The sequence below is a fragment of the Mesorhizobium sp. M1A.F.Ca.IN.020.03.2.1 genome (assembly GCF_004023205.1).
Classification (GTDB): Bacteria; Pseudomonadota; Alphaproteobacteria; order Rhizobiales; family Rhizobiaceae; genus Mesorhizobium.
Window position 1 is genome coordinate 1 of record NZ_RZSV01000187.1, and the last position, 11548, is coordinate 11548.

An 11548-nucleotide genomic window follows, 5' to 3' on the forward strand; every position below is an offset into this window, starting at 1 on the left:
GCGGGAGGACTGTTCGGCAGCGATGCGTCCCTTTTCCAACAGCGTCACCGAGATGTTGCGCCGCGCAAGAAAAAGCGCTGTCGCAACGCCGATAACGCCGCCGCCGATAATGACCACGTCAGCGCTTTTTGGGGGCGGGCCGGGAAATTGAATCGGATCTGCTTCGGAGAACGGGAAAGTAGGCAAGGGGAGAATCCTGAAAAGGCTGCGTCAGCTATGGCCCACCGGCAGCCAACCTTTCTTGAGGCAGTTCAGGGGGAAGGTGGAGCACAGGCGCCTGACGAGCGGCTCCCGTAGTCGCCCATTCAGACGCGGTGGATCGCGAATGTTGGCCGTAGCGAATACAAAAAGTTGAAACTCTCCGGAAAATGAAAGTTCAAGCTTTTGAAGAGCAGGGCCTAAACCCTTGAAAGACTGGCGCGAGTGACGGGGCTCGAACCCGCGACCTCCGGCGTGACAGGCCGAAGGGAAAACCTTTGCGGCCAATGAGTTCAGAGTTTCCCACATGTTTCGTGCGGGTGTGGACAAACCGCGAAACTTTGAACTCTATCCGGCCCGGCGGCCTATCTGCTGCCGCCACTGCTCACGCTCACGAGGCCATTCCGAATGCGGGTTGCTAAGCGTCAGGTGGATGAAGCCGACGCGCTTATCGTCGCGGCCGGCGGCACGGCATTTCGGACAGTAGAAATGGCGCTGCAGATTCTGTGCAAGGCAGGAATGGTCGAAGCCGATTCGGTGGCCGAGCGCCACGAGGTTGACGCGGCTCGACTGGCCGCAGCCGGTGTTGAGGCAGTTAGCCGTCATCTCGTGACCAAGCGCCAGCATCTTGCCGATAGTGTCGATCGAGAGGGGGTAGGTGATCTCTGGCAGCTTGAACATCAGCCGGATATATGAGTTCCGCGGAATCTTACAACGGTCCAGAGATGATCAACCCAGCGCACGAAGCCTACCCCGAGGAAGCCCGGCTCATCGGGCTCATGGTGATCGGCTATAGCGAACTCGACATTAGCTTGTGTCTGGTTGGGGGTCTCGCTCTTGGCCACAAATGGGCCGTGCTGGACGCGCTCCACACGATCAAAGACGAGGGCACTCGGCTCGATGTCGTAGGGCGGCTGGTCCGCCATATCATGGTCGAGAAGACGCTTGAGCCCAAGTTCGGAGAGACGATCGGCGCGATGCGCTATTGCAAGACCGTCCGGAACCAATACGCGCATGCACAGTGGGCCAATTTCGACGGCATGCTCAGGTTCACCAGCACCAGGGATATCCATTGGCGCCCGGATGGCGGCCCAACAGAGTGGAAGGCAGTCGACCCAGTGATCCTCAGGGCGCAAGAGGCCTATTTCGAATATACAAGGAAGTGTTTGTTGTGGCTGACCTTCGCCTTAGAACACCCTGGCAAGGCAATCCGATGGCCAGAGCACATGGAACAGCCCCCAAAGCAATGGATTGGGGCGGTCTAGCCCTCGGAGAACCCTTGCACCGTCGCGTGACGCAGCTTGTGCTCGCCGCGCAGGAAACGCACCTTGGCCTTGATCCCGGGCTTGACCCAATCGACATCGCCGCCGGCGACTGCGGTGGGCACCGGCCGCGGCGGCTTGCCCGATTTGCCCTGCTGCACGCGCTGCCAGAGCCTCTCGCGCAGGCCTGCCGGCAGCGTGACGGCTGCGGCGCCCGCGTAGCGGCCGTCACGCGCCATGAGGGCGGCTGCCGGCTTGCCGGGCTCTCGTTTGATGCCGAGCAGCTCGAAGTCGCCGACCTCCCAGCACTTGGTTTTGACCCAGAAATCCTGCTTGCCACTGCGATAGCTGCTGGTCCGCCGTTTCGACACCATGCCCTCGAGGCCCATTTTCTCGACGGCCTCGAAGAAGGCAGCCCCGTTGCCCTCGACATGGTCGGAATACTGGATGATGCCCTTGGCCGGCTTGATCAGGTTCCAGAGCTTCGCCTTGCGCTCGATCAGCGGGAGAACCCGAACGTGCTCGCCGTCGAGGTAGAGGAGATCGAAGGCGACGAAGGCGAGCAGCTCGGCATTCCAAGTCATGCGCGAATGCATCTCGTGGAAGTTCGGGCGCCCGTCGGGATCTGGCGCGATCATCTCACCGTCGATGATAAACGACTCGGCCGGCAGCTTTTCGGCCGCGTTGACGATCGGCCAGTAGCGCTGCGACCAGTCGTGGCCGTTGCGGGAGAACGCCCGCACGCCGGCCCAATCGCGGATCAGCTGGGTACGGAAGCCGTCGTATTTGATCTCGTGCAGCCAGTCGTCGCTGACCGGTGGCGTCTCGACCTGAATAGGCTCCAGCGGCTTGACGAACTTCAGCCGCTCTCTGACGTTACGCATGCACTCGCTACTCCGCAACCGAGATTCAAGCTGCAGGGCAGGGGATCGGTTCCGGGTATTTTAGCGAAATCCGCTTGAAATGACGCTTGAAATGAAAAAAGAGCCCGCTGCCGAAGCAGCGGGCAGGGATGCGAGGAGTGAACCGGGATGCGTTCACACGTCTCAGGCAACGCGAGGATCATGCAGGTCAGCACCTCACCGGGACCTTAAGCAGTCCGGTAGACTTTTACCGAACCGCGGCCGAGCCTGTGGATAACCAGATCAGGGGGCGAAACCACCTTTCACCATGAAGGTGACGATCGCCATGATGATGCCGGCGATGATGATCCACATGACGCGCGAGATGTCGCTCGAGATCTTGTCGACCTTCTCCTCGACGCTGTCGATCTTGTCTTCCATCTGCTTGCCCATGTCCCCGATCTTCGCGTCCATGTTTTTCCACCGTTCATCGTGACGCGCGCTCTCGATATCGCGCTGGACGCGCCAGTTCTCGAGAGCGACCACGCGAGCCCGAAGATCGCCGGTATCCATGTGTTCGTCCGCCATTGTTTCAGTCAGCCTTCTCAATGCACTGTCGATTGCTATGGTTTCCAGCCGCAAAGACGCCGGCCCTTCCGGTTGTGGGCCAGGATCGCCGCGACAGTGGCGTCCGAAAGGGTTGCCACCTCTGCTTTCGTCGGCCGAATCGGGTGCTCGACGGCACAGAATGAGCCGCCGGTCGTGGTGCAGGCCGAGAGGCCAACCAGCAGCGGGACGGCCCAAACTTGGAGCTTTCGCCTCATGACTTGGACCATTTGCCCAGCTCCGTTCTGTTGGCGTCTGGCGCGCGGCCGGCGACGGCGTCATCGATCTTCTGCGCCTCGCTGGCCGCTTCAGCTTGATCGGCCGCCTGCTTGTTGCGCTCCGCTTGCGCGCCTGAGAGCCGCCCTTTGAACCAGGCGGCGACGACCGCGATGACGGCTGCACCGATCGCCAGCACGGTCGGATTGGTGAAAAGCCATGCGAAAAGGGCGCTCATGCGAAATGCCTCATGACGAAATAGGCCACCGTGCCGGCCACGATGGCGGCGACGACCGGGAGCCAAGGGCGGATGACGTCGGCGAACAGCTGCTCCATGATCAGTGCTCCCAGCCGAACTTGCGCGCCGCCCAATGCCAGGCTTCAGCGACGCCCCCGATGACGACGCCCAGACCGGCTTCGATCAGCATCTGAATGTCGGGATCGGTCGAGAATGCGGAGGCGTCATCCGAGCCGATCAGGCCCCGGGTGACGAGGATGGCGGCGGCATACCGAAGCATGATGCGGACGATGACAGCGGTCATTGGAAGAACCCTTGGATGAAGGTGACGACGTGATGCCACCAGCCGGACACGGCCATGGCGGCGAGGGCGAGAAGGGCTGCGATGCCGGCGGCGCGGCTGGCAGGCTTGGGCGGCTTGCTGGCGGCCACAGGAGGGGCGGACGGCACGACCGGTGGTTTCGGCGCCGGGACGGGCTGCGCCGGTGCTGGCGCCGCTGGCTGGCCGGTCTGCGCCGTCATCTTCAGCGCTTCCGTCCGGACCGAGGCAACGCGCGCGGACCAGCCCTTGCCGAAGGTCGGCCAGGTCGGCAGCTTTTCGAGGAAGGCGAGGCGCGCGTCGCAGACGTGGTCGATCACGAAGCCGGCAGGCTTGGCAGCCGCCGCGGCAAGCGTCGCGGGGCCGATCGCGCCATCCTGAGCCACGCCGAGCACCGCCTGCAGATACCGCGCCGCCCGATCGGGCCCGCTATTCACGGCGAAATCGAAGACGGCGTAGTCAATGCCGTCGGGAAGAGCGGAGCCGGCGATCGCGTCCCAGTAGAACTTCCGGTAGACGACTGCGAGCTGCGCATCGGTGATGTTGCGCAGATCGTCTTTGGTCGCGTTGGCTTGGACGTAGCGGCGAAAATTGGCGAGCGTGACGCCCTTCATGGTGGCGCCCCCAGGATCCGCCGGATTGTCCGACCAGCCGCCCTCTGTTTTGAGGACGAGCGAAAGCGCCCGCTGGAAATTGCGGTCCATGTTAGCCTCTTGTGTCGTGGATAAGAAAAAGGCCCGCCGAAGCGAGCCTTTGTTGTAGCGCCTACTTGATCAGCATGACCGGGGGGTCAACCTTGGCCTTCTCGATGACCACCATGCTGTCGTGAACGTGAACCGCGGGGACCTTGGTATGCAGGTCCATGTCCACCATCGCGTTGTCGATCGGGTAATACCATTTGTGCAGGCAGTCGATGATGTCCTTGACAACCTCGATGAACGTTCCCGGCCGGCGTAGGCCCCCCTGCCAGTCATCCCAATACGACGTGTGCAGGTCCTCGCAGATATAAAGGCCACCATCCGAAAGCAGCGGGAATAGCGTGCGGAAGCTCGCAAGTTGGTGCTCAGCTATGTGGCTGCCATCATCAACGACGATATCGAGACCGCCCATCTCCGAAACGACCGAGGCGAGGAATTCAGGATCGGCCTGGCTCCCGACGCGCCCATGGCAACCAATCCCCAGCGCGTTCACCTTATCGATACTGCTGTCACTGATGTCGATGCCGTATAGAACGGCCCGGTCGCCAAAATAGGGGCGCCAGACGTTGAATGATCCGCCATCCGCGACGCCGATTTCAAGGAAGCGGACCGGCAAGTCTCGATAGGCGGATAAGTATCGGTCGTAGATGTCGAGGTAATGCAGCCATTTCATTGATGGCGCGGTTGAGGTCCTGGCAAAGTACAGATCAGCCAGTGGCGAGCGCGTCTTTTTAGAGAGCTCTGATATTTCTGCCGCGTCACGAACGATTCTGAACTGTTCCGTCATAATGACGCTGCTCCCGAAACCTAAGGCCAAAGTGGCTAGCAAGTTTCGGGAAGAAATACTAGTTGCGCCGTGCTGGCACTTTGAACGTCCGGGTGAGTGCCTACACGGCCGAGAACGATGCTTCAACTCGAGCCGGACGGCCAAAGTTGCTGACGCGTCTCTCAAACCCGAAATACGTTACCGCAGCAGCCGTGATGGTCACGCTCAGAACGGTCGTTATCGTCGTGATCACGACGAGCCAAGCCGGCTTTCCGGCCATGTGTTGAGCCACCGTCCTACCAAGCGTCGCAATCACGAACGGATGGATTAGATATACGCCGTAGCTGACCGTGCCGATGAATATGGTGGCCCGGTTCACCAGTGCGGGGAAAGGGAAGACCGCAAAGGCCAGCACCAAAGGCATTAGCAAGAGCCCTATGATGTTCTCGCGGGCGTACCAGCCCATGAAGGTCAATGCATGGCGGTCGACCATCGCCAGGACGGACAAAGCGAGCATCACCGACGCCATCAAAAGCAAAGCCAACGTGCGGCGCTCCGAAACGGTGTTGCGTGCCACTCGCTCGAAGATGTGGAATAGAAGGATCCCGCCGACAAAATAGGGGCCTTGAACGACGAAGAAATGCCACCCGAAGCGGTCAGGCACCGACGCCATCAACACCGCAGCCGCGGCCGCAATCACTGTTGATGCCACGAGGCCAGCGGCGCCCGAACGCACATCTCGCAGGACCAACAGCAGCAACGGGAAGAAAACATAAAACAGCATCTCGACCCCGAGCGACCATCCGGCGGCAACCAGACTGCCATCTTTCCCCGGCAGCAAATTGAACGCGAAAACAACGTTCAGAACGACGTCTTCAATGCTGGGGTAGGACGACGTGTAGAAGGTCCACACCGTCGCCATGACGTAAAATAGCGGTGCGATCCGAAAATAGCGCCGCCAGTAGAATTCGCGGACACCGCGCCAAGAACTTAGGCTCGCCGAATAGCCGGCGCATAAGGCGAACGCCGAAATGGTGAAGAACAACGGCACCGCGATGTGCAACTGCATGAACCATTCCGGTGGCCTGCCGTTGCTAAGGTCGAGGAGCACGACGCTGTGGAAAATGGCGACAGAAACGGCCGCCATGCCCCGTAACGAATCCAACCCGTCAAGTCTCGGCCGCATACCGGCACCTCTAGAGCAGCGGCAAGCCCAGATCAACTGCCCACTCGATAGAGAATGGTGCCGTTAATGGCAGAGCCGTTGGCAAAATTGGTATCGGCCAACGCCACCGATGCCGTGGCTGAGTTGGTGTTCAGCGCGACGGTGTTGCTGTTGTTGGTGGTCTGCCCGAGAATGCCCCCGGAAAGCCCCGACATGCCCGAATAGGAATCAATGAAACAGCCGCCGAACTGGGCTGCGGACGTGTACGGCAGGCCAGTCAAGAGCACCGCCCCCGTCGAAGACCCCTTCGCGTTGATGGTGATGCGGAAGTGCAACAGGACTGTGCGTCCGATCCGTTGATACCAGCCTGATTGCGTGGTGTAAGTCAGACCCGTCGTGCCGCCGCCGAACGATAGGCCCGGTGTCCATGTGTTTTCCTCGTACCAGTCGAGCTTGGTGGGATCGCTGGAATCGTAGTTGGTGATCTGGAGTGGAGGGACGCGATTGAACGGAGCTTCCGTCGCAATCACTCCCGAATACCCCGAGCCGGTGAACTCGAAGAATATCTCCGCGCCATTGATGATCTGGGGGATCGCGAACGCGTCTACCCCTGTGAAGATCGCCTTGTTCTGCCTCGAATACTGGCCGTCCGCATAGATCAGCGGCGTTCCGTCCGCGCAGTAGGGATGGAACAGGTCGAAGACGTTGCCCTCGACAATCTTGCCCGAGGCGGCATTGCCATCGAGGTAGAGATTGGAGCCGGTACCACCGGCCAGCCTGCTCGTTGCCATGCGCGTGAGCACTGAGGTGTCGATCGCGGAGAACTGGAAGCCCGTATTATTCTTGTGGGTGACGTGGATGTTGTCGAACACGCAATTGGTGGTGTTCTGTCCGCCTGTCGTACCGAGGGTATTGTTGTAGATGCCGAACCCAGAATTCGATGTCGCGATGGCGATGTCGCGGAACGAGCAGTTATGGATGCAGTTTATCGGCGAGAACGCGTTGACGTTCGAAGTGAGGTTGAGCCCCGCAGCTGAGGCATTGTCCCGAACATTATGGATCTTGATCCTTTCGACCGTTGCGTTATCGATCGTCTTGACCTGCAGGCCGTAGTTAGCGGCCGCGCCGCAGTCGATCTGGACGTTTTGCAGCGCGCCACCATGCATGTCTACGCCAGCGGTCTGGCTGCCCAGGATAACCACGATGCCGCCAGTTGCGCCGATCCATTTCAGGGCGGCGCCGGTCGTTGTAGACGCGTTGAAGGTCCCGCCGGGGCGATCCGGTGGCCCGCTCAAAGCTTGCCCGTCTGTGCTGATGTTGATGGTGCTGCCGACCGCGTAGACCAGATTGTCCAGCGCCACAACGCCGGCGACAGTGAGGGCGGCGTTGATGGCCGCAGCATCGTCAGTCGAGCCGTCTCCGACTGCTCCAAACCATTTGGCGAACGCTGGCGACGCATACACGCGCACCCACGCGCCGGAGCTCGACGCGATGGCCGTCGCCTTCACGTAGATGCCCTGTAGAGTATCGGCCGCGATCTGGGTCGAAAAGTTGCCGGATGTCCAGACGAAGGTGCCCGCTCGCCCCGTCTGGGTCACGATGGCAACTGTGTCCTTCGTGGTATCGAGCGCCTGAAGGGCGGCGATGTTGGCCACGTAGACGGGCACCGTGAGATTAAGCCGCGCCGTGCCTACATCGCCGGCATTCGTGCCGCCATTGGCGATCGGCAGGAGGCCAGTGACGCCCGAGGTGAGCGGTAGGCCGGTGACGTTCGTCATCACGCCCGAAGCCGGGGTGCCAAGCGCTGGCGTCGTCAGCGTCGGCGAGGTGAGCGTCTTGTTGGTAAGGGTTTGCGCCGTGTTCTTGTCGACCGTGACGGTCGTGTCGATGGCGAACTGGGTCCCGGTGAGCGAAAGACCGTTGCCAGCGGTATAGGTGCCTGTGCCGGCGACCTGAGCAAAGGTGATCGGGTTTGTACCGATCACCGGCTGCTCGGTGCCGTTCTGCTGCCAGGTCGTGGCGGCAAGGGTAGCGCCAGCGCTGACAAAGGTGTTGTCGCCGAGGTTAATCTCGGTCGACTGGTCGTAATAGGTGGCCCGGGTGAGCACGAACGGCGCACCGGCGCTGCCGGTCGCCGTGACGGTGTAAATGCCGTTCTGGAAGGTCGAAGCTTGGTTCTTGATCAGGAGGACATCGTTGACCGAAACCGCGGTGCCGTCGATCGAGAGCGCGCCGTTGGCGGTCGCTGTCAGCGTGGCGCCGACCCCCGAGGTGCCGTTGGCATAGGTGACGGATGGCAGGGCGGCCGTGGTGGCGTATTTGGATGCTGGGATGGTGGTCGTGGCATTGACGGCGGCCTGCACGAAAGCGGTCGTGGCGAGTTTGGTGGAGCTATCGCCGAGCGCCTGGGTGACGGCCGTCGACGCCGATGCGAGCGATATGGTTGGCGACGTGCCGAAGACGAGGGAACCGGAGCCCGTCTCGTCGGTCACCGCAGCCGCGAGTTGAGCGCTCGTGCCGCCGGCGAGGAATGCAGCCATGTTGGTGGCAAGGCCGGAGATACCGGTCGACACCGGCAGGCCTGTCGCATTGGTCAGGACCGCGGCTGAGGGCGTCCCTAGATTTGGCGTCACCAGCGCCGGAGACGTGGCGAAAACCAGTGACCCGGAGCCGGTTTCATCCGTGACAGCCGCCGCGAGCTGGGCGCTGGTCCCTCCGGCCAGGAATGCGGATATGCCCGTCGCAAAGCCGGAAATGCCGGTGGTGACAGGCAGTCCCGTGGCGTTGGTGAGCACGCCAGCTGACGGCGTGCCGAGATTGCCGTTTTGGAAATAGAGCGATCCCGTGCCGCTCTCATCGGTCATCAGCGCCCGAAGATTTGCGCTCGAGGGGATCGCGGTGAACGCGTCGAAGCCGGCAGCGCGCGTGATCGCTGCCCACGAGGTCAGGTTGGCCGAAAGCGGCTGATAGGTGCCGGTGATGTCGATGTTGCCGGCCGACTGGATCCGGCCCTTTTGGTCGACGGTGAACTGCGCGATTGCGCTCGTGTTCCCGTAGGTCCCCGGGGCAACAGTGGTATCGACGAGGTCGACGGCGATGTTCGCGAGCGGACCGCCATCGGTGACGCTGATGTCTCCGGGCGTGCCGGCGAGTATGCGGCCTTCCGCATAGAGCGGGCTCGCATCGGCCAGGACGACCGGGCCGACCGCTGAGGCAAGATTGGCGATTGCGGCTGCCGTGGTGCGCCCGGTGACATAGTTGCCGCCCCCGATAGGGGTGTCGATCGGCACGATCTCGTTGCCGGAGAGGCCTGCGCTGGCGGGAAGTTGGTCGAAGGTCGTGTTTGCCAATAGCGATACGCTCGCGCCGGTGAAGGCACGTCCTTTGCTTTGGAGAAGACGCGGAATAAGAAAAAGGCCGCTTCGCGCGGCCCTTATTTTTCAGTCAGTGGCGTTGCTGGATCATCCCCAAGCTCTCACCACGAGCTTCCATTTGGATTGTGTAGGATCGAAGTCCGCACCATTATCCTTTCGTGGCATGGGGGTCATGCAAGGGTTGTTGTTGCCGAAGCGGATATTCATGTTCGTGGGGTCCGGGACGATTATGTAGCCGTTCGCGCTGCCGGACCCGTCGTTGCTCCCGTTAGGCGGCCACTGTGTCTCGTCGCCCACGTTGAAGCCGCCCTCTGCCGAGACACATTGCAGAACCGCCATATAGAGCTTCGGCTGGACACCAAGCCCGTGCGGCAAGGTCAAGGCAGCCCCGGAGGTGATCGTCTGCTGCCCGCTGTCGAATATCCTGGTGATGGCGAGCGCGGTGCCGTTGGCGTAGTAGGCGCCAGCATTGATCGTCCCGGCGCCCTTGTCGCCGCCGGTCACGCCCTGGCTGTAGAGCCCCGCGCCGATATTGAACCGAACCGCAAGCGCACCTGAGATGACGGACCATAGGCGCCGGACTGCAGATTCCGCCCCAGAGGTCGGACTTGTGATCTGCACATCGTCTGCGGCATAGGTCTGCTTATTCGCTGCGCTGTCTCGGCTGTTCCATTCGACTTGGGCAAGCACGTCGCTTGCGGCTGGCGACGCCGTATCCCGAAACAGGTCGATTATGGGATTGGCGGCCGCGCTCGCGTCCGTGCTGCTTACGGTGAGAGAGCCTGTGACCGTCGGCGTGGTCAAAGTCGGCGAGTAGAACGTGTTGGAAACAGCAAGAACGTCTGTGCCGTTGAGAACGAAGATCCCGCTCTGGCCTTGCTGGATAACCACCGTGGCACCACCGACCGCGCTGGTCTTGAGTGTGACGGTGAAGTTGCCGCTCGTGCCATTTCTTATGAAATAGGTTCGGCCGATCTGGGGGAAGATGATCTGGACGTTGCCGGTGAGGGTGCCGCTGAGATCAATGAAGTTGTTCTGGCTCTGCGCGGTGTTGAGCGTGACATTAACGTTAGTCAGCGGCAGCGCAAGCGTGTTGCCGAGCACGGCATCCAAAATGCTGAAAACGTTGTTGTCGAGCCGCTGGCCCCAGGTACCGGGAAACTCGCCGGTCGCCATGAGCTCGAGGTTCAGGTTTGGCGTGAAAGTTGAGGGCATCGGCGCTTTCCACGAAAAAGGGCGCCCGAAAGAGCGCCCTCAAAAGTCCTGTTGATCTTTGGCCTGGCTACTGCTGGCCGCTGTTCTGCACGGCCGAAAACATGCCGACGCGGCGGAGCTTGTTCGCCAGTGTGAGTTCCGACCCGGTGTCGATCTTCTTCGGCGCCTTCATCAGGAGTGATTTCGCCAGATCGGGGTTCAGCATCGCGTCTCGGATAAGGTCCTCGACGTTGCGGATGCCAGCCTCTCGCATGCCGCCGAGAACGTGAGTGCCGACGATACCGGCCAAGGTGCCGAGACCAGGCGTCAGCACATCGCCGAGGGCGGCAAAACCGGCGCCGCCGCCGATGGCATGCGTGATGATCTTGTTGAGCAGCGTCGGCTTGAGGTCGGCCGACGCCATGGCCGAGAGATCCTGCGCTGTGTTCGAGCGGCCCGGCAGTTTCGAAGATGCAATCGACCGGTTGGCGCGCTTCAGGTCCTGGGCGATGGCGCGCATCGACCCCAGTTCCTGATCGCTGAACACCTGTCGCAGCGCGGTATAGTTCTTCCCTAGGAACGACTGAAAAGCATCGGATTTGATTAGGTTTTTGCCCGACGTGCCAGCTTCCGTGTTGGAAATCAGCTTGCTTTCCATGTGCTCGATGAC

General features: G+C 61.4%; 13 protein-coding genes. 1 reads left to right on the plus strand and 12 read right to left on the minus strand.

The window, feature by feature from the left end:
• Together EOA79_RS24055 and EOA79_RS24060 are read right to left on the minus strand one after the other, a co-directional pair.
• Positions 1 to 186, minus strand: a 186-nt coding sequence (locus EOA79_RS24055; RefSeq protein ID WP_128293343.1) for an FAD-dependent oxidoreductase, incomplete at its 3' end; no start/stop codon positions are given.
• A 360-nt stretch (positions 187 to 546) separates the two neighbouring features.
• On the minus strand, positions 547 to 879 hold the full coding sequence (locus EOA79_RS24060) for a hypothetical protein (RefSeq protein ID WP_128293344.1): 333 nt from the start codon (positions 877 to 879) through the stop codon (positions 547 to 549).
• Positions 880 to 890: 11 nt separating this feature from the next.
• Between EOA79_RS24060 and EOA79_RS24065 the strand changes: the two genes are divergently transcribed.
• The gene (locus EOA79_RS24065) at positions 891 to 1463 is read left to right on the plus strand and encodes a hypothetical protein (RefSeq protein WP_128293346.1); all 573 of its coding nucleotides are present in this window, start codon (positions 891 to 893) and stop codon (positions 1461 to 1463) included.
• On the opposite strand, the gene EOA79_RS24070 is transcribed toward EOA79_RS24065, so the two are convergent.
• The 10 genes from EOA79_RS24070 to EOA79_RS24120 all read right to left on the minus strand — a co-directional run.
• The gene (locus tag EOA79_RS24070; RefSeq protein ID WP_128293347.1) at positions 1460 to 2344 is read right to left on the minus strand and encodes an RNA ligase family protein; all 885 of its coding nucleotides are present in this window, start codon (positions 2342 to 2344) and stop codon (positions 1460 to 1462) included. The two genes, EOA79_RS24065 and EOA79_RS24070, sit on opposite strands and share 4 nt — an antisense overlap.
• 261 nt (positions 2345 to 2605) lie before the next feature.
• The gene (locus EOA79_RS24075) at positions 2606 to 2890 is read right to left on the minus strand and encodes a hypothetical protein (protein ID WP_127335382.1); all 285 of its coding nucleotides are present in this window, start codon (positions 2888 to 2890) and stop codon (positions 2606 to 2608) included.
• Positions 2891 to 3122: 232 nt separating this feature from the next.
• On the minus strand, positions 3123 to 3362 hold the full coding sequence (locus EOA79_RS24085) for a hypothetical protein (protein ID WP_128293348.1): 240 nt from the start codon (positions 3360 to 3362) through the stop codon (positions 3123 to 3125).
• A gap of 100 nt (positions 3363 to 3462) precedes the next feature.
• Complete coding sequence (locus EOA79_RS24090; RefSeq protein WP_128293350.1) at positions 3463 to 3666, minus strand: hypothetical protein; 204 nt, start codon at positions 3664 to 3666, stop codon at positions 3463 to 3465.
• Positions 3663 to 4385: a glycosyl hydrolase 108 family protein gene (locus tag EOA79_RS24095; protein ID WP_128293352.1), complete on the minus strand. Its 723-nt coding sequence runs from the start codon at positions 4383 to 4385 to the stop codon at positions 3663 to 3665. The genes EOA79_RS24090 and EOA79_RS24095 overlap by 4 nt, the downstream gene beginning before the upstream one ends.
• A gap of 61 nt (positions 4386 to 4446) precedes the next feature.
• A complete protein-coding gene (locus EOA79_RS24100) occupies positions 4447 to 5166 on the minus strand; it encodes a class I SAM-dependent methyltransferase (protein WP_127335226.1) in 720 nt (239 codons plus the stop codon).
• Positions 5167 to 5266: 100 nt separating this feature from the next.
• Positions 5267 to 6331: an acyltransferase gene (locus tag EOA79_RS24105; protein ID WP_127335227.1), complete on the minus strand. Its 1065-nt coding sequence runs from the start codon at positions 6329 to 6331 to the stop codon at positions 5267 to 5269.
• 32 nt (positions 6332 to 6363) lie between these two features.
• Entirely contained in the window at positions 6364 to 9660 is a 3297-nt protein-coding gene (locus EOA79_RS24110) for a hypothetical protein (RefSeq protein ID WP_128293353.1), read from the minus strand.
• A gap of 111 nt (positions 9661 to 9771) precedes the next feature.
• Positions 9772 to 10899, minus strand: a complete 1128-nt coding sequence (locus EOA79_RS24115) for a hypothetical protein (RefSeq protein ID WP_128293355.1) — start codon at positions 10897 to 10899, stop codon at positions 9772 to 9774.
• 67 nt (positions 10900 to 10966) lie between these two features.
• The coding region (locus tag EOA79_RS24120) for a hypothetical protein (protein ID WP_206639260.1) at positions 10967 to 11548 on the minus strand (582 nt) is incomplete at its 5' end.